This is a genomic window from Pseudomonas sp. A2, from assembly GCF_023100865.1.
In the GTDB taxonomy this organism is placed as follows: Bacteria; Pseudomonadota; Gammaproteobacteria; order Pseudomonadales; family Pseudomonadaceae; genus Aquipseudomonas; species Aquipseudomonas asiatica.
Genome location: NZ_CP039127.1, coordinates 252,191 through 273,813, shown reverse-complemented (window position 1 = coordinate 273,813; position 21,623 = coordinate 252,191). Strand labels below are relative to the sequence as shown.

General features: G+C 63.1%; 23 protein-coding genes and 1 tRNA gene. 10 read left to right on the top strand and 14 right to left on the bottom strand.

All coding sequences use genetic code 11. The annotated features are described in order from the left end of the window. Positions 1-120: 120 nt before the first annotated feature. Positions 121-1,563 carry an NADP-dependent succinate-semialdehyde dehydrogenase gene (gene gabD, locus E5221_RS01255; protein WP_015268576.1) on the bottom strand — a complete coding sequence of 481 codons (1,443 nt, stop codon included), beginning with the start codon at positions 1,561-1,563 and terminating at the stop codon, positions 121-123. A 473-nt stretch (positions 1,564-2,036) separates the two neighbouring features. Here gabD and E5221_RS01250 point away from each other — a divergent pair. The 6 genes from E5221_RS01250 (at position 2,037) to E5221_RS01225 (ending at position 6,310) form a co-directional block, all read left to right on the top strand. Beyond that, positions 2,037-2,113: transfer RNA gene (locus E5221_RS01250), tRNA-Arg, on the top strand. 210 nt (positions 2,114-2,323) lie between these two features. Further along, complete coding sequence (locus E5221_RS01245; RefSeq protein ID WP_123085106.1) at positions 2,324-2,833, top strand: hypothetical protein; 510 nt, start codon at positions 2,324-2,326, stop codon at positions 2,831-2,833. Positions 2,834-2,844: 11 nt separating this feature from the next. Beyond that, positions 2,845-3,375: a DUF5384 family protein gene (locus E5221_RS01240; protein WP_015268560.1), complete on the top strand. Its 531-nt coding sequence runs from the start codon at positions 2,845-2,847 to the stop codon at positions 3,373-3,375. Positions 3,376-3,432: 57 nt separating this feature from the next. Further along, positions 3,433-3,756, top strand: coding sequence for a hypothetical protein (locus E5221_RS01235; protein ID WP_015268559.1), 324 nt, complete (start codon positions 3,433-3,435; stop codon positions 3,754-3,756). A 174-nt stretch (positions 3,757-3,930) separates the two neighbouring features. Further along, on the top strand, positions 3,931-5,661 hold the full coding sequence (locus E5221_RS01230) for a dipeptidase (RefSeq protein WP_182330248.1): 1,731 nt from the start codon (positions 3,931-3,933) through the stop codon (positions 5,659-5,661). A gap of 211 nt (positions 5,662-5,872) precedes the next feature. Next, positions 5,873-6,310 (top strand): CBS domain-containing protein, encoded by a 438-nt coding sequence (locus tag E5221_RS01225; protein ID WP_003260233.1) that lies wholly within the window; start codon positions 5,873-5,875, stop codon positions 6,308-6,310. A 6-nt stretch (positions 6,311-6,316) separates the two neighbouring features. Here the strand turns inward: E5221_RS01225 and E5221_RS01220 are convergent, their stop codons facing one another. From E5221_RS01220 to E5221_RS01210, 3 genes are all read right to left on the bottom strand, one after another. Further along, on the bottom strand, positions 6,317-6,955 hold the full coding sequence (locus E5221_RS01220) for an NADH:ubiquinone oxidoreductase subunit N (protein ID WP_102083332.1): 639 nt from the start codon (positions 6,953-6,955) through the stop codon (positions 6,317-6,319). Between the two features lie 69 nt (positions 6,956-7,024). Beyond that, a complete protein-coding gene (locus E5221_RS01215) occupies positions 7,025-7,267 on the bottom strand; it encodes a DUF2789 domain-containing protein (protein WP_003260231.1) in 243 nt (80 codons plus the stop codon). Positions 7,268-7,327: 60 nt separating this feature from the next. Then, positions 7,328-7,786, bottom strand: a complete 459-nt coding sequence (locus E5221_RS01210; RefSeq protein WP_003260230.1) for a YbaK/EbsC family protein — start codon at positions 7,784-7,786, stop codon at positions 7,328-7,330. A 98-nt stretch (positions 7,787-7,884) separates the two neighbouring features. Between E5221_RS01210 and E5221_RS01205 the strand changes: the two genes are divergently transcribed. Next, positions 7,885-9,231: a nodulation protein NfeD gene (locus tag E5221_RS01205; RefSeq protein ID WP_247846779.1), complete on the top strand. Its 1,347-nt coding sequence runs from the start codon at positions 7,885-7,887 to the stop codon at positions 9,229-9,231. Positions 9,232-9,233: 2 nt separating this feature from the next. Next, a complete protein-coding gene (locus E5221_RS01200) occupies positions 9,234-9,986 on the top strand; it encodes a slipin family protein (protein WP_015268552.1) in 753 nt (250 codons plus the stop codon). A gap of 48 nt (positions 9,987-10,034) precedes the next feature. Here E5221_RS01200 and E5221_RS01195 read toward each other — a convergent pair whose 3' ends face one another. The 3 genes from E5221_RS01195 to E5221_RS01185 form a co-directional block, all read right to left on the bottom strand. Continuing rightward, complete coding sequence (locus tag E5221_RS01195) at positions 10,035-10,667, bottom strand: LysE family transporter (protein ID WP_015268551.1); 633 nt, start codon at positions 10,665-10,667, stop codon at positions 10,035-10,037. A gap of 186 nt (positions 10,668-10,853) precedes the next feature. After that, positions 10,854-11,441 (bottom strand): mechanosensitive ion channel family protein, encoded by a 588-nt coding sequence (locus E5221_RS01190; protein ID WP_061303786.1) that lies wholly within the window; start codon positions 11,439-11,441, stop codon positions 10,854-10,856. Beyond that, complete coding sequence (locus E5221_RS01185; RefSeq protein ID WP_182330244.1) at positions 11,441-13,351, bottom strand: ATP-binding cassette domain-containing protein; 1,911 nt, start codon at positions 13,349-13,351, stop codon at positions 11,441-11,443. Before E5221_RS01185 ends, E5221_RS01190 begins: the two co-directional genes overlap by 1 nt. Positions 13,352-13,401: 50 nt before the next feature. Here E5221_RS01185 and E5221_RS01180 point away from each other — a divergent pair, with 50 nt between their 5' ends. Beyond that, positions 13,402-13,884, top strand: coding sequence for a TIGR02444 family protein (locus E5221_RS01180; protein ID WP_182330242.1), 483 nt, complete (start codon positions 13,402-13,404; stop codon positions 13,882-13,884). On the opposite strand, the gene E5221_RS01175 is transcribed toward E5221_RS01180, so the two are convergent. Further along, positions 13,860-15,008: an AlgP family protein gene (locus E5221_RS01175; protein ID WP_247846778.1), complete on the bottom strand. Its 1,149-nt coding sequence runs from the start codon at positions 15,006-15,008 to the stop codon at positions 13,860-13,862. The two genes, E5221_RS01180 and E5221_RS01175, sit on opposite strands and share 25 nt — an antisense overlap. Before the next feature lie 380 nt (positions 15,009-15,388). Between E5221_RS01175 and E5221_RS01170 the strand changes: the two genes are divergently transcribed. Then, a complete protein-coding gene (locus tag E5221_RS01170; RefSeq protein WP_003260216.1) occupies positions 15,389-16,027 on the top strand; it encodes an FKBP-type peptidyl-prolyl cis-trans isomerase in 639 nt (212 codons plus the stop codon). A gap of 9 nt (positions 16,028-16,036) precedes the next feature. On the opposite strand, the gene E5221_RS01165 is transcribed toward E5221_RS01170, so the two are convergent. The 6 genes from E5221_RS01165 to hemC all read right to left on the bottom strand — a co-directional run bounded on the left by E5221_RS01165 (position 16,037) and on the right by hemC (position 21,552). Continuing rightward, a complete protein-coding gene (locus tag E5221_RS01165; RefSeq protein WP_023662697.1) occupies positions 16,037-16,507 on the bottom strand; it encodes an Rsd/AlgQ family anti-sigma factor in 471 nt (156 codons plus the stop codon). A gap of 230 nt (positions 16,508-16,737) precedes the next feature. Then, positions 16,738-17,244 (bottom strand): disulfide bond formation protein B, encoded by a 507-nt coding sequence (locus tag E5221_RS01160; protein WP_039614273.1) that lies wholly within the window; start codon positions 17,242-17,244, stop codon positions 16,738-16,740. Positions 17,245-17,465: 221 nt separating this feature from the next. Then, on the bottom strand, positions 17,466-18,704 hold the full coding sequence (locus E5221_RS01155) for a heme biosynthesis protein HemY (protein ID WP_015268543.1): 1,239 nt from the start codon (positions 18,702-18,704) through the stop codon (positions 17,466-17,468). Next, on the bottom strand, positions 18,701-19,801 hold the full coding sequence (locus E5221_RS01150) for a uroporphyrinogen-III C-methyltransferase (protein WP_015268542.1): 1,101 nt from the start codon (positions 19,799-19,801) through the stop codon (positions 18,701-18,703). Before E5221_RS01150 ends, E5221_RS01155 begins: the two co-directional genes overlap by 4 nt. 45 nt (positions 19,802-19,846) lie before the next feature. Beyond that, positions 19,847-20,614 carry a uroporphyrinogen-III synthase gene (locus E5221_RS01145; RefSeq protein ID WP_061550659.1) on the bottom strand — a complete coding sequence of 256 codons (768 nt, stop codon included), beginning with the start codon at positions 20,612-20,614 and terminating at the stop codon, positions 19,847-19,849. Next, complete coding sequence (gene hemC / locus E5221_RS01140; protein WP_025337275.1) at positions 20,611-21,552, bottom strand: hydroxymethylbilane synthase; 942 nt, start codon at positions 21,550-21,552, stop codon at positions 20,611-20,613. The genes E5221_RS01145 and hemC overlap by 4 nt, the downstream gene beginning before the upstream one ends. Positions 21,553-21,623: the final 71 nt, after the last annotated feature.

Here is a 21,623-nt window from a genome sequence, read left to right as displayed (position 1 = left end):
AACAGTATTCGTTGATCGACTGCCGTGAACGCCCTGGCCACCAGGTACAGCGATGTAAAAAAGGCCAGCGAGACGTCGCTCTCGCGCCCCGCTGGCAGAGGTAAAGCCTTTACCGTGCTATCAGACGCTGATGCACAGGTATTTGATTTCGAGGTAGTCCTCGATACCGTACTTGGAACCTTCGCGGCCCAGGCCCGAAGCCTTGATGCCACCGAACGGTGCCACTTCGTTGGAGATCAGGCCGGTGTTGATACCTACCATGCCGTATTCCAGGGCTTCGGCAACACGGAACACACGGCTCATGTCGCGGGCGTAGAAGTACGAGGCCAGGCCGAACTCGGTGTCGTTGGACATGGCGATCACTTCGGCCTCGTCCTTGAAGCGGAACAGCGGCGCCAGCGGGCCGAAGGTCTCTTCCTTGGCGACGGCAGCGGTCTTCGGTACGTCGACCAGAATGGTCGGCTCGAAGAAGTTGCCTTCGATGATCTTGCCACCGGACAGTACCTTGGCGCCTTTGCCAACGGCGTCTTCGATGTGTTCCTGGACCTTGGCGACAGCCTTGCCGTCGATCAGCGGGCCAGTGGTGGTGCCTTCTTCCAGGCCGTTACCGATCTTCAGCTTGGCAACAGCGGCGGCCAGCTTCTGGGCGAACGCGTCGTAGACGCCGTCCTGCACGTAGATACGGTTGGCGCAGACGCAGGTCTGGCCGTTGTTGCGGTACTTGGAGATGATCGCGCCCTCGACCGCCTTGTCCAGGTCGGCGTCGTCGAACACGATGAACGGGGCGTTGCCACCCAGCTCCAGGGAAACCTTCTTGATGTCCTTGGCGCATTCTTCCATCAGCTGGCGACCGATTTCGGTCGAGCCGGTGAAGGACAGCTTGCGGACCAGGGAGTTGCCGGTCAGTTCGCCGCCAACTTCGCCAGCGCTGCCGGTAACCACGCTCAGCACGCCAGCCGGGATGCCGGCACGGTGGGCCAGCTCGACCAGGGCCAGGGCGGAGTATGGGGTCTGCGAGGCAGGCTTGAGCACCATGGTGCAGCCAGCGGCCAGGGCCGGGCCGGCTTTACGGGTGATCATGGCGGCCGGGAAGTTCCACGGGGTGATGGCCGCGGTAACACCGATTGGCTGCTTGATGACGATCAGGCGCTTGTCTGGCTGGTGGCCCGGGATGGTGTCACCGTAGACGCGCTTGGCTTCTTCGGCGAACCACTCGATGAACGAGGCAGCGTAGGCGATTTCGCCCTTGGCTTCGGCCAGCGGCTTGCCTTGTTCGGTGGTCATCAGGCGAGCCAGGTCGTCCTGGTTCTCGATCATCAGTTCGAACCAGCGACGCAGCTTGGCCGAACGCTCCTTGGCGGTCAGGGCACGCCAGGCCGGCAGGGCCTTGTCGGCGGCTTCGATGGCGCGGCGGGTTTCCGCGGTGCCCATCTTCGGCACGGTACCGATGACTTCACCAGTGGCCGGGTTGGTGACCTTGATGGTCTGGCCGTTGTCCGCATCCAGCCACTCACCATTGATGTAGGCTTGCTGGCGGAACAACTGAGCGTCTTTGAGCTGCATGTCGGCTTCCCGAATTGTTGATTGTTGAAAAGCGCCCAAGGCAGGGCATCGAGCGTTTGAAATCTCAAACGAATGCTAAGCGGCTGCTGGGGTGTTGGACAATAGGCTGTTCGAAAAAAAGAACGAATGGTTGAACACCCTGGCGGAAATTTCATCATTTGCATAATGGCAACCGGCCTCTTCGCGGCCTGCCCACGAAGAAGAGGCCAATACAGGTTAGACGACCGAGCTGCTGGAAATGAGATGGGAGGACCGACGGCCTTGCAGGAAGGGATGAATCAGAACGCCTTGTCGATTAGCAGGGCCCGGTAACCCATGCTACCTGGTTGTCGACTGTGCACCCTCAGCGCCACCAGCACCTCCCCTCCAGGCTCCCGCGCCGCACTTCGCCCTCTTCGTGGCAGAAAGTAAAAACAGCTACAGATCAAGGCGATGGACGCCATCGGATCAGATGGGTATCATGCGTGCGCGTTGCACTCGTAGCTCAGCTGGATAGAGTACTGCCCTCCGAAGGCAGGGGTCGTGGGTTCGAATCCCGCCGAGTGCGCCATACTCCTCACAAAGCCCGCCTTGCGCGGGCTTTGTCGTTTCTGCAAGACAGTGTCGGCCTGCTCGCGTTATTTCGTTTGGCGCTTACTGAAGCCGGCTTTAGTCCTGATGGCTTTACCTGGTTGGATCCATCTGCTTAGAATAGTGGCATTATGCCTCATCCTTCAGATGGATCGTCGCAAGGTTAACCATACCCTCCAGGGAATCAGGAATGAAAATGCTGAAACACTGTCTGGCCTTGACCATCGTCGCCACCCTCGTGGGTTGCCAGGCGACCGGTGAGCAATACCAATCCGATGTGTTCGATGCCAGCCAGGTAAACACCCAGCAGGAAGCCAAGACCGTGAAAATCATCACGGTCTCGCCGACCAAGATCAAGGTCAGCAACGAGAAGAACCAGAAAGCCGCAATGATGGTGGGTGGTGTACTGGGTGCGCTGGGTGGCGCGGCGCTGGGTGCAGGCCACAACAAAGACACCGCGATCATCGGCGGCGTGGCAGGCGGTGGCGCCGGCGCACTGGCAGGTTCTCTGGTAAGCGATACCTCGCTGGTGCCTGGCGTACTGATCGGCTACTCGGAAAACGGCAAGATCTACACCTCCGCCCAGGTTGGCCGCCCGTGCGATTTCGAAGTGGGGGGCATCTCCCTGATGGTCATGACCATCTCCAACGAAACCCGCATCCAGCCAAATGCGACCTGCCCAGATCCGAAAAAGAGCTGAGGCCTGAGCACATGAAGCACATTGTTCTGGGCACCGCCCTCGCACTGTCTGCCGCCACTGCCATGGCGGGCCAGTTCGATCAGCTCTACCAGATCGAACAGCAGACCAAGCAATCCGAAGCCGCTCTGGAAACCGAACGCCTGCGCCAGGCCGCCGCCGCCGAGCAGCGCGCCGAAGCTCGCGAAGCTGCTGCCCGCCAGCAGCGCGCAGCGGCCCAACGTGCCTCCGCGCAGCGTGCCGCCGAGAAACAGCAGGCGCAAGCAGCCGAGCGCAAGCGCGTGCAGACCCGCGAAGAAGCCTACGAGGACGACCTGCGTGCGCTGGAGCTGGAAGAGCGTCGCCTGGCCCTGCAAGCGAAAAAGGCAAAGGTCGCCCGCGCCAACGACTACATCGATGCCGAATTGCGCGACAGCGCTGCACGCACCGACGTGATCCAGTCCAATGCAGACTCCGCACGCAACGTCACCTCGGGCGCCAAGTCGCTGCTCGAGGACGCCGGCAAGGCGGAAGTAAAACGCGCCGGCAGCCTGTTCGGCGAGTAACCATCCAGGTGCGGTCCCGGCCCGCAGGCCGTGACCGCCCGTTGCAGAGACAACATCATGCTACGTCTGATCATGCTGGCCACGGCCGGCCTGCTGCTGAGCGGCTGCCTGCAGGAAGAAGCCAAGTTCCCCACCGTCGACCTGCACGGTCGCCTGGTCGTAGACCAGGAAATGACCGCATCGCGTCAGGCGCAGGGCATCCAGGGCGAGTACTTCAAGCGCGTCCTCAGCGTGAATGGCCAGGACATGGCCTTCAACGACTTCGTCCAGCAATACTGCCCGGACAGCAATACCCGCAACGAAACCTGCATCAAGGCCTTCCGCATCAAGAAGATCGACGATGTCAGCGGTGCCACGAGGTTCCTGCCCAACGGGCTGTAATCACCGTTGGAAGCACTGGAAAGGCCCCGGCAACGCGCCCGGGGCTTTTTCGTTTGTGCGACATGTCGCGTTTCTGGCACTCCCGTGCCACGGGTCATTGGTGTTAGCGTGGGCGTCTTCCCGTTTCCCGACGGGTAACCCACAACAATGATTGGCGAAGGAATGCGCACAACCATGCACCTGAAAAAACTTACCGCCACCACCCTGCTGCTGGCCAGCATCGGCCTGTTCACCCAACCGGCACAGGCCAACCTTACCCAGCAGCAGTCCGCGGCCATCGTCAAAGCCTTCGACGGCAGCGACCCAAGCGACTTCAAGCAGTTCCTCGGCAAGCTCAAAGGCAGCGACCTGGCCAAGGCCGACAACCTCGCGGCAACCCTGGATGCCTACCTGGCCGGCAAGCCATTGACCGCCGAGCAGCAGAACGAGATCAACCGCCTGCTCGGCCTGTATACCCGCATCAAGTACGGCAAGGCTGCCAGCGAAACCCTGCGTGAACTGGTGGCCATCCCCACCTTCAACGTCGAAGGCACGCCGCAGCACGAGAACCCCGAGTTCCTCAGGATCGCCGACAAGATCAAGGCCCTGGCCGACAGCTTCGGCCTGGCTTTCCGCAATATCGACAACCGGGTGTACGAGATTTCGCTGGGCAGCGGCAAGGAAGTGGTCGGCATCCATGCCCACGCCGACGTGGTGCCGGTCAACCCGGACAACTGGAAGCTGGCCGATGGCACGCGCCTGGACCCGTTCAAGGTCACCCTGGTCGGTGACCGCATGTACGGCCGCGGCACCGAAGACGACAAGAACGGCATTGTCGTGGCGATGTACGCGCTGAAAGTGGCCAAGGACGAAAACCTGCCGCTGGCCCGCCAGTTCAAGCTGCTGATCGACACCACTGAAGAAACCAGCGGTGATGCCATCCCCTACTACTTCGAGCGTAACCCCACGCCCGACTACAACCTGGCCCTCGATGGCGGCTACCCGGTGGTCATCGCCGAGAAAGGCTACGGCACGATCATGGCCAGCTTCAGCAAGCGCCAGGCCAGTGGCAAGGGTGCCGAGATCGTCAACCTGACCGGCGGCCTGGCCACCAACCAGATCCCGACAACCTCGGTCGCGACCCTGGTCACCGACAACCCGGCGAAGCTGGCCAGCCAGCTGGAAAAAGCCGGCGCCGATTACGTGAAGCGCAATGGCGGCGACTTCAGCATCGCCGCCAAGGCCGATGGCAAGCAGGTGTTGCTCACCGTGACCGGCGTTTCCGCCCACTCTTCGGAACCGGAGTCCGGGGTCAACCCAGTGGCGCGCATGCTCGGTTTCATCAACGGCCTGGGCAAGGATGTGCCGCTCAAGCACAACCACTTCACCGATGCCGCCCGCTACGCCGCCGACAACTGGGGCCTGGACTACCTGGGCAACAAGCTCGGCGTGGCCTTCAAGGATTCGTTCATGGGCCCTCTGACCGCCTCGCTGACCTTTGTCGGGGTGGATGAAAAAGGCCTGAAACTGGCGGTGAACCTGCGCATTCCGAAAGGCAAGCCAATCGCCACGATCAAGGACGAACTGGCTGACAAGCTGGGCAAATGGACCCGGCAGAGCCATACCTCGGTGGCCTTCGAATACAGCCTGGACGAGCCGATGTACCGCAACCCCGAGGGCGAATGGGTCAAGGCCTTGCTTGACGTGGCCACCGAGAACCTGGGCATGAAGCACGAGTTCGGTACCTCGGCGGGCGCCACCTCGGTACACGACCTGCCTAACGGCGTGCAGTTCGGCCTGGCCATGCCGGATGTGAAGTACACCGGGCACAACGACAACGAGTTCAAGACCGTGGAGCAGTTCATGCTGGACTTGCAGGTGGTGAGCGAGATGGTGGCGCGGATCGGGCAGATGCCGAAGCTCTGATTGGCTGTACCGGCCTCTTCGCGGCTAAAGCCGCTCCCACAGGTACAGCGTATTCCTGTAGGAGCGGCTTTAGCCGCGAAGAGGCCGGCACAGGCGACAACTCATGACGTTTTTCAATCGACTCGATGCCGTTTCCTGCATTGCCGTGCAGAGCGCCGTGCCGGATGCTTTATTTACTCCGAGACATCGCTTTTTCCCAGCAGAGGCCCGTATGAAGACCGTCGAACAAATCCTCAAGACCAAGTCCCAGCATCAGACCGTGTACACCATCGGCCCGGATGACTCGGTACTCGACGCACTGAAAATGCTGGCGGAAAAAAACGTCGGTGCACTCCCGGTGGTCGAGGCCAACCAGGTGGTGGGTATCGTCAGTGAACGGGACTATGCGCGCAAGCTGGTACTCAAGGGCCGCTCGTCCGCCGCCACCCCTGTGCGCGAGATCATGAGTGCGCCGGTGGTCACCGTGGAACCGAAGCAGAACCTCGAGTACTGCATGAACCTGATGACCAACCGCCACCTGCGCCACCTGCCGGTGGTCAGCAATGGCGAGCTGCTCGGCCTGCTGTCGATCGGTGACCTGGTCAAGGAAACCATCGCCGAACAGGCAAACCTGATCCTGAAACTGGAGCAATACATCCGCGGTGAATGAAGCGCCTCAATGGTAGGCGCGCTCCAGTTCGTCCAGCTGATGGTCGAAGCTGCGCAGGCGCGCCGACCAGGTGTACACCAGCACTTCCAGATCCCGATTGAGCACGGCAGTGTTGCCATTGCCGCTGCGGGTTGGTTCGCCCAGATCCAGCTGGTAGCGTTCACGGGCCATGGCCTGGGCCACGCTGGACAGGTCGCGGGCATTGGCCAGCCAGTGGTGGTGGTGGTCATGAATTTCGCGGTCGAGCAAACGGCACTGGCGTTTCAGGGCATCCAGGCTCTGCTCCAGCGGCGTGCCCTTGAGCTCGCCCATGACCTCTTCGAAGGTGCGCCCCGAATGCCAGTAGCTGCCCCAGAAGTAGCGGTCGAACACCGTCTCGACGCGGCGCAGCGCAACTTTGGTGTTCCAGATGGTCAGCAACGTTCGCCCCTGCACCACCTCGCGCTTGTTCAGGTGCAATTGCTGCCAGGCGATCCAGGTCAGCGCCACCAGTGCAACCGCCACGGTGACGGCGGCAGCGGCATACAGGAAGTGCACTGCCTGGTTCATCTGTTGCGTTTGCCGTATGCCGTAGAAATAACTGGCCGTCAATGTGCCCAGGATCGTCACGGAGCACCAGAAGCCCGGTGCGTAGGGATCTTTCATCGCGCTATCCCCTTGTTGTTTTCCTGAGCATAGCAACGGCCAATCACTCGTCAGGCACCACTCGGCGCTTTATTTTTTGCGCAGGTGCAGCGCCTCGTTCAGTTGGTCGATCATCGGAATCCAGTCGTCATCAGCGATGTACTTCTCTTTCAGGAAATCGCGCTGGGAATCGCTCCAGAAAGGCGCATCAACCAGCTTTATATCGTCATCGAGCGGCGAATGGGTGGTGATGAAACGGTCGATATCGACCGGATCGTCAGACAGCCCCAGCTGTTTGAAAATCTCAGACAAAGGATGAATCGTATTATCCATGGTTCCTCCTCGTCGCCAGACCGGTCGTCGACGATGCCGGCCCGGCATGGGTTGAGAGCATCAGCTGAGCTCACGCACTTCGGCGCGCGGCACCAGCTTCAGATATTGCTCCATGCTCATGTGGATCAGGTGATCGTGATCACCCGCCTCCAGATAGACATCGCCTTGGCGGGTAAGACTCGAATCAAGCAGCATCTTTATCTGGTAGGCATCGCCCAGCGCCGGTACGGCACCGCGCTCGCAGTCGCCGAACAGGCTCGGCAGGCCGCTTTCACGGGTCAGTTGCCAGGCCCCGGACATGCGCACCTTGGTCATGTCCAGATGCCGGTTGGCCGGTAGCACGGCCATGATGTAGTTGCCATGACGGTCATCGAGCATCACCGACTTGGCGACCCGCTCGGCGGGCACGCCGGCCGTACGGGCCGACTCCAGGCTGGTGGCCGAATGTGGATGGGGAATGATGTCGTAATCGCAGTTGGCCTTGTCCAGGCGATCCTGCAGGGTCTTTGCCATACGCATGATGCACCTCCGGTTTCGCCCCCCAATTTCCAATTTTAGGCCGGGTACCAGCAGGCAGGGCTAAACTTGTGCAATAGAGGCAAACGAGGTGACGACAGGTGATCGCCCGCTGCTGGCGCTGGCTATTGCTGCTGTTGCTGCTTGGTATCACGCCAGGCGGTCAGGCAGCGCCTGGTGCAGTCTGGGTACTGGGTGTCGATGACGCCATCGGCCCTGCCAGCGTCGACTACCTGGTGCGCAGCCTCGACCAGGCCAAGGCACAGGGTGCACAACTGGTGGTTATCCGCATGGACACCCCGGGCGGGCTGGACAGCGCCATGCGCCAGATGATCAAGGCGATTCTCGCCAGCCCAGTGCCGGTCGCAACCTTCGTCGCCCCCAGCGGAGCCCGCGCCGCCAGCGCCGGCACTTACATCCTCTATGCCAGCCATGTCGCGGCTATGGCGCCCGGTACCAACCTGGGGGCCGCAACCCCCGTGCAGGTCGGTGCTCCGCCAGGCACGCCCAAGGATGACAAGGCCAAAGGCAGCGATGACGATACCCTCGCGCGCAAGCAGGTCAACGATGCGGCAGCCTACATCCGTGGCCTGGCGCAGCTGCGCGGGCGCAATGCCGACTGGGCGGAGAAGGCCGTGCGCGAGGCGGTCAGCCTGTCCGCCAGCGAGGCCTTGAGGCTTGACGTTATCGACCTGATGGCCGATGACCTGAGTGACCTGCTGCACAAGCTCGATGGCAAAACGCTCACTGTCGCTGGCCAGCCCCTGCAACTGCAGACCGCCGGCGCCAACCTGGTCGAGCACCTGCCGGACTGGCGCACACGGGTGTTGGCGGTCATCACCAACCCCAGCGTGGCGCTGATTCTGATCATGATCGGTGTGTACGGCCTGCTGTTCGAATTCATGAACCCCGGCTCGACGGTCGGCGGCGTGGTCGGCGGTATATGCCTGCTGCTGGCGCTATATGCCCTGCAGCTGTTGCCGGTGAGCTTCGCCGGGGTGGCGCTGATATTGCTCGGCATCGCCTTCATGATTGCCGAAGCCTTTCTGCCCAGTTTCGGCGTGGTCGGCTTTGGCGGCATTGTCGCCTTCGTGGTCGGCGCGCTGATCCTGATCGACACTGACGCCCCTGGTTTCGGTATCCCGTTGACCCTGATCGGCATCCTGGCGGTGCTCTCGGCGCTGCTGATCGGCGGCGTGCTGGGCATGGCCCTCAAAGCCCGCCGACGGGCGCTGGTCAGCGGTGACGCCGGCCTGGTCGGCAGCCTGGTCACCGTCACCCAAGTGATGGCGGGCAACCCGTTCTGTGGCTTTGTGCTGGCCCAGGGCGAGCAATGGCAGGCGCAGTGTGCAACGCCACTGCAAGCGGGCCAGAACGTGCGGGTAACCGCGCGCCATGGCGTCATGCTGGAAGTGAGCGCCGCCGCGCCCGCGGCGCAAGGAGAATGACCATGTTCATGCAATTGGGCTTCGGCGCGGTGCTGATCGTGCTGGCGATGCTGTTGCTGTCGGCGTTCCGCATCCTGCGTGAATACGAGCGCGGCGTGGTGTTCCAACTGGGGCGCTTCTGGCAGGTGAAGGGGCCGGGGCTGATCCTGCTGATCCCGGTAATCCAGCAAATGGTGCGGGTTGACCTGCGCACCGTGGTGCTGGATGTACCACCTCAGGATGTGATCACCCGCGACAACGTCTCGGTCAAGGTCAACGCCGTGCTCTACTTCCGAGTGCTCGACCCGCAGAAGGCGATCATCCAGGTCGAAGATTTCCTCGTCGCGACCAGCCAGCTGGCCCAGACCACGCTGCGCGCGGTGCTCGGCAAGCACGAACTGGATGAACTGTTGGCCGAACGCGAGCAACTGAACTCGGACATTCGCCAGGTGCTTGATGCACAGACCGATGCCTGGGGTATCAAGGTGGCCAACGTCGAGATCAAGCACGTAGACCTCAACGAATCGATGGTGCGCGCCATTGCCCGCCAGGCCGAGGCCGAGCGTGAACGGCGGGCCAAGGTGATCCATGCCGAGGGTGAGTTGCAGGCGTCGGAGAAGTTGATGCAGGCGGCGCAGATGCTGAGCAAGGAGCCAGGGGCGATGCAGTTGCGCTACATGCAGACGCTGGGGACGATTGCCGGGGACAAGAGCTCGACCATCGTCTTTCCACTGCCGGTGGATTTGCTCAAGGGGTTGGTGGACAAGCAGAAATAGAGGTGGCCCATTCGCGGGCAAGCCCGCGAATGGCCTACATACGGTCTGTCAGACTGGCGCGCGACGCAGAGTCGCCAGGAAGGTGGCCGCGCCAATGAACAACCCGGCGAAAGTCCGGTTCAAACGCTTCTGCTGTTTGGGCGTACGCAGCAGGCGCAACACCCGCGCAGCCAACCCGGTATACCCCGCCATCACCAGCATATCCACGGCGACCATGGTCACGGTGATCGCCACATACTGGGGCAACAGCGGTTCATGCGGATTGATGAACTGCGGCAGCACCGCCAGCATGAACACCAGCGCCTTGGGGTTGCTGACGTTGACCAGGAAACCACGGAACACCAGGCTAAGCGGTTTTCCGATCGGACGCACGGCGGATTCATCGCTCATGTCCAAGGGCAGCGCACGCCACTGTTTGTAGGCCAGGTAGACGAGGTAGGCGACACCGAACCACTTGATGATCTGGAACGCTGTGGCCGAGGCAGCCAGAACAGCGCCGACGCCGGCGGCGATGATGGCGATCTGCAGGATCAGGCCCAGTTGCAGGCCCAGGGCGTTCCAGTAACCACGCCAAAAACCGTATTGCAAGCCACTGGACATCGAGGCAATCGCCCCGGCGCCGGGTGAAAGGCTGATCACCCAACAGGCGGCAAAGAAGCCCAACCACACTTCCATCGACATCACACACCTCGCTCGGACATTTGTTGCAAAACGTTAAGCTAAGGTGTTGGTGAAAAAATAACCAGTAAATTTTGCAGGATTTGTTCTACCTGTACTGTCCTCTTCGCAGCACAAGGCTGCTCCTACAGAGTTACGCGGTCGCTGTAGGAGCAGCCTTGTGCTGCGAAGAGGACGGTACAGGATTAATCAGTCCGCTTCGGCGGGCGCCTCTTTGTGCATCGTCTGCACCTCAGCCCCGCGCCAGCGCCGTACTGACTTCTGGAAGAACTGGCTATTGGGCACCTGCACCAGCGCCCCGCCCGCCTCGGGCATTTCCATCAGCGTGGTGAACAGCAGGTTGATGGCAATCACCCGGCCCTTGACGCCCGGCTTGTCGAGGGTGTCGACCAGTTCGACCACATCACCAATACGAAACGGCCCGACGGTGAAGATCAGCACCGCGCACAGCAGGTTGGACAGCACGCTCCACATGGCGAAGAAAGCCACTGCTGCCACCGCGACGAAGCCGGACAGTGCTGTCCACAGCACAGTCGCCGACACACCCAGGCGCTCCAGCACGAACAGCAACGCGCTGCCCATGATCAGCCAGCGCAGGCCGCCACGCACCGGCACCAACAGCTCCGGCGGCAACGGGTAACGCTGGCTCAGGCGGCTCAGCCCGCGTGCAACGATGCGCTGCAGGACGAAGGCCACTACCAGGATCAACAGTATCTGCAAGCCCAGCCAGAAGGTGTCCATCCATTGCCCTGGCAGCAGCGAACGCAGTTCCTCCATCAGGACAGCGCCTCGAGCTCGGCCTGCATGCCTTCGAGGGTTTCCAGCGCTTCCATCCAGGCCTCTTCCAGTTCGCCTTCGCGCTGCTTCAGCTTGGTCTGGCGCGCCAGCAGGTCACGCAACTCGTCCTTGCGCGAAGCGTCGTAGAGGCCACCATCACCCAGCGCGGTCTCGATCTCGGCTAGTTGCGCGTGCACCTGGTTGAGCTCGGCTTCCAGCTTGTCGGCAGCCTTCTTGTGCGGGGCCAGTTGCTGACGCAAGGCTGCGGCAGCCTGGCGTTGGGCCTTCTTGTCGGTCTTGTCCGGGTTGACCGGGGTGGTACTGGCTGGCGCGCTGCGCTGGCGGTACTCGACCAGCCAGCGGCTGTAGTCGTCCAGGTCACCATCGAAGATGTCGACCTTGCCGTCGGCCACCAGCAGGAAGTCGTCGGTGGTGCTCTTGAGCAGGTGACGGTCGTGCGACACCACCACCACGGCACCGGCAAACTCCTGCAGGGCCATGGTCAGCGCCAGGCGCATTTCCAGGTCGAGGTGGTTGGTCGGTTCGTCGAGCAGCAACAGGTTCGGTCTTTCCCATGCGATCAGGGCCAGTGCCAGGCGAGCCTTTTCACCACCGGAAAAGTTCACCACCGGCTCGTCGACGCGGTCGCCATGGAAGTCGAAGCCGCCCAGGAAGTCGCGCAAGGTCTGCTCACGTTCGGTGGGGGCAATGCGCTGCAGGTGCAGCAGCGGGCTGGCCTTGTCGTCCAGAGAGTCCAACTGGTGCTGGGCGAAGTAGCCCACGGCCAGGTTCTCACCCCGCACTAGGCGGCCCGATAGTGGCTCGAGCTCGCCAGCGAGGTTCTTGATCAGGGTCGACTTGCCAGCGCCGTTGGGGCCGAGCAGGCCAATGCGCGCACCGGGGGTGAGCTGCAGCTTGACCTTGTCGAGGATCGCCTTGTCACCGTAGCCCAGGCGGCCTTCGGACAGGCTCAGCAGCGGGCTGGAGATTTTCTGCGACTCGCGGAAAACGAAGTCGAACGGCGAATCGACATGCGCCGCCGATAGCTCCTCCATGCGCTCCAGGGCCTTGATCCGGCTCTGTGCCTGGCGGGCCTTGGTGGCCTGGGCCTTGAAGCGGGCAATGTACTTTTCCATGTGCGCACGCTGGGCCTGCTGTTTCTCGTAGGCCTGCTGCTGTTGCGCCAGGCGCTCGGCCCGGGTGCGTTCGAAGGCCGTGTAGCCGCCCTTGTACAGATTCAGCTTGCGCTGCTCGACGTGCAGCACATGGTCGACCACGGCATCGAGGAAGTCGCGGTCGTGGGAGATCAGCAACAACGTGCCGGGGTAGCCCTTGAGCCAGTCCTCCAGCCACAGGATAGCGTCCAGGTCCAGGTGGTTGGTGGGCTCGTCGAGCAGCAGCAGGTCGGAGGGGCACATCAGGGCTTGGGCCAGGTTCAGGCGCATCCGCCAGCCACCGGAGAAGTCGCCGACGCGGCGGTCCATCTGTTCGTTGGTGAAACCAAGGCCGGCCAGCAGCTTGCGTGCGCGGGCGTCGGCGGTATAGCCGTCGGCGCTATCCAGCTCAATGTGCAGGCGCGCCAGGGCGGTACCGTCGTGGGCCTGCTCGGCCGCAGCGAGTTCGGCCTGGACCTTGCGCAGGCGCACGTCACCGTCGAGCACATAGTCCACGGCCAGGCGGTCGAGGGTATCGACCTCCTGGCGCATGTGGGCGATGCGCCAGTCACCGGGCAGCTGGCAATCGCCGGCATCGGGCGACAGCTCACCGCGCAGCAAGGCGAACAGGCTGGATTTTCCGGCGCCGTTGGCGCCGATCAGGCCGGCCTTGTGACCGGTGTGCAGGGTCATCTCGGCGCCTTCTAGCAAGCGCTGCGGACCACGCTGTAAAGTGAGGTTGGATAGTCTGATCATGATGGTCGCGGAGTCTACCAGCTTCCTCGGCCCATAGCGCGAGTGGAACCATGCACACCGACCTGTGGAATCACGCCCTGGCCCTGTACGCCAGGCCCGGCGTGGAAGCCGCCTGCCTTGAACTTCAGGCGCTGGGTGGCGATGTCTGTCTGCTGCTGTGCGCAACCTGGCTGCAGGCGCGTGGCGTGGCCGTGCGGGACGAACGCGTACAGGCATTGCGCGAGGTTACCGAGCCCTGGCAGCGCGAAGTGGTCAACCCATTACGTAGTTTGCGCCAACAGTGGCGAGCAGCAGCGCAAAGTGATGCGCAGCTGGCGGCGTTGCGTGAGCAGGTGAAGGGGTTGGAGTTACAGGCCGAGAAAACCTTGCTGGAACGCTTGCAGGAGCGTTCGCAACAGTGGCCGGTGGGCGCCCATGAGCCCATGGAAGACTGGCTGGACCGGCTGGCGCCGGACCAGGCCCGCCACCACGACGCGCTGGTTCGGTTGCGCGTCGCGGCGGCAGCGCTTCAGGACGCCGAAGACGGTGCCTGAGCCGGGGTGCTGGCAGGTGCCGATGGCGCTACCGAAGCTGCCGGGGTGGCCGAGTTGGTCGCGGCGGCCGGAGTGCTGGCGGCTGGCGTAGCCGGTTTGGCTTCGGCTGGCTTGCTGGCAACAGGCTTGGCAGCTGCTGGCTTGGCGGCGGGTTTGGCGGCCGTACGTGCTGGAGCCTTGGCGGCAGCTGGTTTCGCGGCCGGCTTGGCAGCAGCGGCTTTGGCTGGCGTTTTGGCCGCCGCTGGCTTGGCTGCAGGTTTAGCGGCTGCGGTGGCTTTGGCTGCTGGCTTGGCAGCAGGTTTGGCAGCAGCAGTGGCCTTGGCGGCTGGCTTGGCCGCAGGTTTGGCAGCAGCAGTTGCCTTGGCAGTTGGCTTGGCTGCAGGTTTGGCAGCAGCAGTGGCCTTGGCGGCTGGCTTCGCTGCAGGCTTGGCAGCAGCAGTGGCCTTGGCGGCTGGCTTCGCTGCAGGCTTGGCAGCAGCAGTGGCTTTGGCAGCTGGTTTGGCTGCAGCAGCGGCCTTGGCGGCTGGCTTGGCCGCAGGTTTGGCAGCAGCAGTGGCCTTGGCGGCTGGCTTGGCTGCAGGTTTGGCAGCAGCAGTGGCCTTGGCGGCCGGCTTGGCTGCAGGTTTGGCAGCAGCAGTGGCCTTGGCGGCCGGCTTGGCTGCAGGTTTGGCCGCAGCAGCCTTGGTGACGGGTTTGGCGGCTGCCGGTTTGGAGGTCTTGGCAGCACGCTGGTCAAGCGCCTTGGCTGCAGCTTCGCGAACCTTGCCTACACCTTGGGCCAGCTTGAGGCTGTCCTGGGCATCGCGCTTGAGTTGCTGAATATAAGAACGAGTCTGGGTTTGACGTTCTTTGAGGGAGTCGAGCAGTTCTTCAAGTTCTCCAATGACTTTTTGCGCCTTGGTCTGCGCCTTGGCTTTACCTGCCTTGGCCGCGTCTTGCAGTTTCAGGCGACCGTTGTGCAGTTTTTCCTGGGCCTTGCCACGCTGCTTTTCCAACTTGGCCAGCAGTTTTTCCGCATCAGCCAGCGCTTGCGAGCAGGCATCTTCCAAGTGTTCGAGCAAGCTGCCCGAAAGTTGCTGGAGCAGGTGTAACGGCGTGCTTACTGGCTTCTTTTTAGCCGACATGGTTTACCTCCTGGCTGACGAGATTGCGGCTCATACTATGCTTCTGCTGCTACCGCCGCTAGGGCATGTTGACAGTATTGTTTACGCCGCGTTGCATGCCTGGGCAAAGTTGTTATCTTGCAGCTCCGAGCAAGTGTAGTTGCTGAATAAATCATTGCTGATATTTGGCAGTTATCTGTATTGCACAGCACTCCTGCAGGAGCGGCCTTGTGTCGCGATGGGCTGCGGAGCAGCCCCTGGATTTCGGCACCACCGCAGATATTGCCGGGGCTGCTTTGCAGCCCTGTCGCGACACAAGGCCGCTCCTACAAGGACCGCGAGCACACAATACAAAACGGAACACTGGCATACTTCCCCGCTCATTGGCGCAGGAACTGACCATGCCTCGATATCTTCTTTTAGGTTTATGCCTGCTGGCACCCATCGCCCTGGCCGACAGCGAAGAACATGACCTCGCCTACAGCATCGGCGCCAGCCTGGGTGAGCGGCTGCGCCAGGATATGCCGGGCCTGCAGTTGGATGCGCTGGTAGAAGGCCTGCGCCAGTCCTATCAAGGGCAACCGCTGAAACTCGACAAGGCACGCATGCAGGCTTTGCTCCAGCAGCAGGAAGCACGGGAAGGCGATGCCGCCATGCAGAAGCTGCAAGCTGCCGAAACACGCTTCATGGCCAACGAGCGTGGTCGTTATGGCGTGCATGAACTACCGGAGGGTGTGCTCTACAGCGAACTGCAAGCAGGCACGGGCGCGCAGCCCAAAGCCGGTGGCAAGGTGCAGGTGCGCTATGTGGGCAGGCTGCCAGACGGCTCGGTGTTCGACCAGAACCAGACGCCCCAGTGGTTCAGCCTGGACTCAGTCATCGAAGGGTGGCAGGTGGCCTTGCCAAAGATGCACGCTGGCGCCAAATGGCGCCTGGTGATCCCGTCGGCGCTAGCGTATGGCGCCGAGGGTGCGGGCGACCTGATTGCACCCTACACCCCCCTGGTGTTCGAGATAGAACTGCTGGCGGTTGGCGACTGACGCCAACACTCACGCCGGTAATGCGCCTTCTTCCTTGTGCGCGTTGTGCAACACTTCGATCAGGCAGTCTTCAAGTTCGAAGCGCTCGTGCAGCAGGCCACCCAGCTTGCCCAGCTTTTCGGCAAAGCGTTCGGTGTCCTTGCACTCACCCTTGGCGCAATGGTCATTGAAGGCTAATGCGACCTGAGTACTGTCGTTGATCCGTGGGTTGATCTCTTCGGCCAGCTTCAGCGCCTTCTCGTCGCCGAAGGCTTTGGCCTCACTGACCAACTGCTCGCAGACTTCGAAATGCCACGCCGAAACGTAGTCAACGAGGAGCGCGCAAAAGTCCCCGTTCGTGTCCTTGTCGGCGAAGGCCGGCTTGGCATCGCGCAGCGCGCGGAAAGCCTGCACCAGTTCCTGGCGCTCCTCCAGCCAGCGGTCGATCAGTTTGTGAACCCCACCCCAGCGTTCCTGAGCGTTCTGACAACTATCGAGCATGGCAATCTCTTCCCTTCTGGGTAGATGCCGCTGCACCTCGCACCACGACCTTGCAGCACAAAGGTGACATCAGCAGGCGGCATCGAGCAGTTGTGTTTTCGGTATGCGTGCTGGGAGATTATTCCCGCGCGTGCTGCCCTTCAAGGTACGCAGCGGACAAAGTTCATACAAGTGTTTAATACCCTGTTACACGGCCATTGGTCGTGCCAATGGCGCAACCTTGCGCCAGGTCATGTTCTCGCCAGGGTGCGGAAACGATACGCCAGCAGGCAACTCAAGGGCAGCATTGCCAGCAGCAGGAACGCCAACAGGCTCCACTCGGGCAGAGTCAGGTCGAGGAAGCTCCAGGTGAGCGAGTTGCAATCCGGGCCGCCGAACAACAATTGCCGGGCTGCCTCGCCCCAGGATTGCTCGAACAGCCGCCCGAGCGGCACCGGGCAGACTGGAATGGCCCCGTCATCCCCTTGCAACCAGACATGTCGCGCTGCCAGCAGCGCCCCGGCCAGCGAACAGCCCAGCGTCGCCCGCGCGTAACAGCGAATGCCCGCCGTACCCGGTGCCTGCAGCACCGCCGCCAGGCACAGCAGCGCGTACAGGCCAAGCAGCAGGCGCTGGCTGAAACACAACGGGCAGGGCACCAGCCCGAGGACGCTTTCCAGGTGGAAGGACGCGGCCAGTACCGCCAGTGCAGCAAGGCAGGCAGGTAGGAAAAAGGTGCGCAAACGGGCCGGCAGCATGGGTGGTGAAGGTCCCGGGATAATGAAGTGGCTTGAAACGGTAGAGGAAAGACGCGCTTTGTTTCAAGGCGCGACAGCAATGACAAGTCGCTGAATCGCGAAGGAAATTTCCAACCATGCGGTAGGAAACGTCTGAAGAAATGGACTGCAGATTTAACTTACGCAGAGAGAAAAGTTACCCGCCCCCGAAGCCCGCACCTTTGCGCGGGCCCTGGGGTAGGTCAGGCGCGTACGCCTTCGGGCAAAGGCAGGGCCAGCAGGCGCTCATCCAGCAGGCCGAGGCCCTCCTGGAACAGCTGGTTGCTGCGCTCGGTCTCGCCAAGGCCGGCGAGCAGGCGCGCCAGCTCGGCACAGGCCTCGGGGTTGCGTTCCATGCGCAGGCTGCTTTCCAGGTAGTCCCGCGCCTTGCCCCACAAGCGGTTCTGCAGGCTCAGACGGCCCAGGGTTAGCAGCAGGCTGGCATCTTGCGGGTGGGCCTTGAGCCAACCTTCGGCTGTTTGCAGCTGGCGCGCCGGGTCATCGCCGCGCACCAGGCCGTACAGGCGGGCCAGGTGGCTTTCGTATTCACGCTTGAGGGCGGTGCGAAGCACTTGTTCCGCTTCGCTCTGGGCACCCACCTGGCGCAATTGCTCGGCATAGGCCAGCACCAGCTGTGGCTCCTGGCGCTGGGCCGCGGTCAGTTGCTGCCAGGCGCGCTCCAGAGCCTGACGGGCGCTTTGCGCATCCTCGCCACGGGTGGTGGCCAGGCTCAGGTTCTGGCCCCAGGCACGTTGCTCCAGGGCAGCCAGCTCGGCGGCCGGCAGCACCTTGCCCTTGCGCAGGTCAGGCAGCAGGCGGATCAGGGCAGACCAGTCGCCGCGTTCCAGGTGCAGGCGCTGCAGTAGGCGCAGCACCTGGCCGTTGTGCGGGTGGCGCTCCTGCATGGCCAGCAGGGTTTCCAGCGCGCCGTCGCTTTCGCCACGGTCCATCTGCAATTGCGCATGGGTCAGGGCGATAGCCAGTTCCGCTTGCGGCTGGCGCTCCAGGGCACGTTCCAGCAGGTTGTCGCTGTCTTCGGTTCGGCCTTGCTCGTTGGCTGCACGCGCGGCACCGAGGTAATACAGCAACGGCTGGCGCTCGGCCTCGGCGGCACGGTGCAGATGGCGCTGGGCACTGGCCCAACGGCCCTCGGCGAGGTCCAGCTGGCCCTGCTCGATGGCCAGACGAACACGCCGGCTGCGATTACGCCGCGACCACGGGTTGACCACGCCACTGGAAGTCAGCACCAGGCCGACCAGGTAGCGCACCAGCCACAGCAACAGCACCACAACCAGCAAGCCGGCCAAGGCCGCCCACAGCCCCGACTGGTAGCGGAAGCTGCCATAGGAAATCAGCACGTAGCCGCTGTGCTTGGCGACCGCGATACCTAGCGCCGCGGCGACCACGATCGCCAGCACGGCCAGCAGGTAGACACGCTTCATGGCTTGCCCCCTTCAGCATCGGCCGGCAGGTGGCGGCGCTGGATATAGGCCTGCACTGCGGCCAGACTTTCGCTGAGGTCAGGGGTAACCACCGACACCGGCTGTTCGGCCAGGGCGTTGAGGCTGTCAAGCATGGCCTTGCTTTGCGGGTTGTCGGCGTTGAAGTTGGCCAGCAGCACGCTGCGGGCGTCGTCCAGCGCCTGGGTGTAGACCTTGCTATCGCCATTGAGCGCTGCCCACTGGGCCTGCTCGATGGTCAGGCTCAGGGCCAGGCGCAGCTGGTTCAGTTGCTGCCCGGCCAGCAGCGGACGCACGTTGTCATCGGCGTTGAAGTCGATCTGGAAGTACTTGGAGATTTCGGCCCACCACTGGGACAGGCGACTGGCGCCGTCACCATCGGCGGTGAGCGCGCCCAAGGCATCGGCATTGGTGTCGAACTCCGGCGACTGGGCGCTGAGTTGCTGCACCAGCTCGCGCTGAGCGGCCAGTTTCAGGAACAGGCCGGTACGGTCCGGTTGCTGGGTGCTGTTGAGCGTGGCCAGGCTGCGCGCCAGTTGCTCACGGGCGGCGAAGGCACCCGGATCGCTCTGCTCGCGCAGGATCTCGTCCGCCCCCTCGACCAAGGCCTTGGCACTGGTGATGTCCTGCAGCGCAGACAGACGCAGGGTGGCCAGGCGCAGCAGGTGCTCGGCCTCGGCCAGGCGCCATTCCTTGCGGCTTTCGCCCAGTATGGTTTCCAGGCGCTGGCTGAGACGTTGCTGGTCGCCCTGCAACTGTGCCACCAGGCGGCGGCGGTCTTCCAGCTCGCTGGCTGCCGGCAGGCTGGCCAGTTGCGCGCTGATCTGCTGCTCACGCTGCTGCAGGGCCTCGGCGCGCTGGTTCAGCGCCTCGATGTGCTGGCCCTGGTTGAATTCGCTGCCTTGCAGTTGACGCACCTGCCAGACACCCCAGCCACCTACCGCCACCCCGGCCGCACCCAACAGCAGGGCCAGCGTTGCCAGGCCACTGCCGGAGCGCTTGGCAGGTGGGGTGGTGACGGGTTCCGCCGGCGCCTGTGCCGACGGCTGATCGTTATTGGACAAGACAGTCTCGCTCACGTATCCATCCTTTGCATGGGGGCGCATCGCGTTCAGCTTAGCGCCTTAAGAGGCAGGTGCAGCGCTGCGCTGCACGGCTGCCAGCAAGGCCGTGGCACTGGCGCCACGGCAATCCACAACCTGTTGGGCCCCGGCGGCCCTGGCCTGATCGGCAACCCGAGGGCTGGGCACGAACAGCGGCAGACGCGCCAGCTGCGGCCAATCGGCGCCGGCCATCTGCTGCAAGTGTTCAAAACCCTGCCCACTGCTGACCACCAGGCCATTGAGGCGTTCCGCTTCGATGCGGCGCATCAGGGTGCCCGCCGGGTAAGCCGGCAGGCAGCGACGATACAGTTCCAGATAATCGACACTAGCACCTTGCTCTGCAAGACGCTCTGCCAGCAGTTCGCGACCTCCGACACCACGAACGATCAAGATCCGCGGTGCCGGCACGGCAACTGCCTGGCGCAGGGCCGGCAGCACCAGCAACGCTTCGCTGTCATCGCCACGTGGGGGGAAGCTCACCGCCAGGCCCGCGCCCTGCAGCACGGCGGCGGTTGCCTCGCCCACAGTGAACCAGCCTTGCACGGGTGGCTGCAGGCCGGCATCGGCCAGTTGCTCAAGCAACAACCGGGCTGCCGGCTTGCTGACCACGATGATCGCCTGGAAGCCCTGCAGGCCTTCCAGCAACAGGCGTTGCTGGTTGTCCACAGCGACGGGCTCGATTGCCAGCAGCGGCAGGCAGCTGCTGGCTACCCCCGCCGCTGCCAGGCTTTGCGCCAGTGCCGCACAGTCCTCGGCAGGCCGGGTCAGCAACAGGCGCCACGAACTCACGGGTGGCCGGCCTCGCCGTAGACTTCCTTGAGGATGGCCTCGGCGCCCTGCCCCAGCAGGTCCTCGGCCACCTGCACGCCCAGGGTTTCGGCGGCAGTACGTGGAGCGCGGGCATCGGCCACCAGCAGGGTACCGCCGCTGGGCTGGCCGACCAGGCCACGCAGCCACAACTGGTCACCTTCCAGTACCGCATAGCAGGCAATCGGTACCTGGCAGCCGCCATTCAGGCGTTTGTTCAGGGCGCGCTCGGCCACCACCCGGTCGGCGGTATCGGCATGATGCAGCGGCGCCAGCAGCGCGTGGATTTGCTGGTCGGCGCTGCGGCATTCGATGCCCACCGCGCCCTGGCCGCCAGCCGGCAGGCTGTCATCGACGCTGATGGTGGAGGTGATGCGGTCTTCGAAGCCCAGGCGGATCAAACCGGCGGCGGCGAGGATGATGGCGTCGTACTCACCGGCATCCAGCTTGGCCAGGCGGGTGTTGACGTTGCCGCGCAGGAAGCGGATCTGCAGGTCCGGGCGACGCGCCAGCAACTGGGCCTGGCGACGCAGGCTGGAGGTACCGACGATGCTGCCGGCAGGCAGCGCATCGAGGCTGTCAAAGGTATTGGAAACGAAGGCATCGCGCGGGTCTTCGCGCTCGCAGATGCAGTACAGGCCCAGGCCTTCGGGGAAGTCCATGGGCACGTCCTTCATCGAATGCACGGCGATGTCGGCTTCGTTGTCCAGCAGGGCGGTTTCCAGTTCCTTGACGAACAGGCCCTTGCCACCGATCTTTGCCAGCGGCGCGTCGAGCAGCTTGTCGCCACGGCTGACCATGGGCACCAGGGTTACCAGCAGACCGGGGTGGGCCTGCTCGAGGCGGGCTTTGACGTATTCGGCCTGCCATAGGGCCAAGGCACTTTTACGGGTGGCAATGCGGATTTCGCGAGTGGACATGGAACGCCCCGATCCAGAGAAATGCTGTCGATGATAACAGCATCGCCGGTATCGCTAGCAGATGTGGATCA

Excerpts from the sequence above, each read along its gene's own strand:
- hemC (WP_025337275.1), bottom strand. The coding sequence starts at position 21,552 with ATGTCCACTCGCGAAATCCGCATTGCCACCCGTAAAAGTGCCTTGGCC.
- E5221_RS01215 (WP_003260231.1), bottom strand. The coding sequence starts at position 7,267 with ATGGATAATACGATTCATCCTTTGTCTGAGATTTTCAAACAGCTGGGG.
- E5221_RS01220 (WP_102083332.1), bottom strand. The coding sequence starts at position 6,955 with ATGAAAGATCCCTACGCACCGGGCTTCTGGTGCTCCGTGACGATCCTG.
- E5221_RS01165 (WP_023662697.1), bottom strand. The coding sequence starts at position 16,507 with ATGCTCGATAGTTGTCAGAACGCTCAGGAACGCTGGGGTGGGGTTCAC.
- E5221_RS01190 (WP_061303786.1), bottom strand. The coding sequence starts at position 11,441 with ATGGAGGAACTGCGTTCGCTGCTGCCAGGGCAATGGATGGACACCTTC.
- E5221_RS01200 (WP_015268552.1), top strand. The coding sequence starts at position 9,234 with ATGTTCATGCAATTGGGCTTCGGCGCGGTGCTGATCGTGCTGGCGATG.
- E5221_RS01245 (WP_123085106.1), top strand. The coding sequence starts at position 2,324 with ATGAAAATGCTGAAACACTGTCTGGCCTTGACCATCGTCGCCACCCTC.
- gabD (WP_015268576.1), bottom strand. The coding sequence starts at position 1,563 with ATGCAGCTCAAAGACGCTCAGTTGTTCCGCCAGCAAGCCTACATCAAT.
- E5221_RS01210 (WP_003260230.1), bottom strand. The coding sequence starts at position 7,786 with ATGCGTATGGCAAAGACCCTGCAGGATCGCCTGGACAAGGCCAACTGC.
- E5221_RS01225 (WP_003260233.1), top strand. The coding sequence starts at position 5,873 with ATGAAGACCGTCGAACAAATCCTCAAGACCAAGTCCCAGCATCAGACC.
- E5221_RS01180 (WP_182330242.1), top strand. The coding sequence starts at position 13,402 with ATGCACACCGACCTGTGGAATCACGCCCTGGCCCTGTACGCCAGGCCC.
- E5221_RS01235 (WP_015268559.1), top strand. The coding sequence starts at position 3,433 with ATGCTACGTCTGATCATGCTGGCCACGGCCGGCCTGCTGCTGAGCGGC.
- E5221_RS01160 (WP_039614273.1), bottom strand. The coding sequence starts at position 17,244 with ATGCTGCCGGCCCGTTTGCGCACCTTTTTCCTACCTGCCTGCCTTGCT.
- E5221_RS01175 (WP_247846778.1), bottom strand. The coding sequence starts at position 15,008 with ATGTCGGCTAAAAAGAAGCCAGTAAGCACGCCGTTACACCTGCTCCAG.
- E5221_RS01195 (WP_015268551.1), bottom strand. The coding sequence starts at position 10,667 with ATGTCGATGGAAGTGTGGTTGGGCTTCTTTGCCGCCTGTTGGGTGATC.
- E5221_RS01185 (WP_182330244.1), bottom strand. The coding sequence starts at position 13,351 with ATGATCAGACTATCCAACCTCACTTTACAGCGTGGTCCGCAGCGCTTG.
- E5221_RS01155 (WP_015268543.1), bottom strand. The coding sequence starts at position 18,704 with ATGAAGCGTGTCTACCTGCTGGCCGTGCTGGCGATCGTGGTCGCCGCG.
- E5221_RS01240 (WP_015268560.1), top strand. The coding sequence starts at position 2,845 with ATGAAGCACATTGTTCTGGGCACCGCCCTCGCACTGTCTGCCGCCACT.
- E5221_RS01170 (WP_003260216.1), top strand. The coding sequence starts at position 15,389 with ATGCCTCGATATCTTCTTTTAGGTTTATGCCTGCTGGCACCCATCGCC.
- E5221_RS01230 (WP_182330248.1), top strand. The coding sequence starts at position 3,931 with ATGCACCTGAAAAAACTTACCGCCACCACCCTGCTGCTGGCCAGCATC.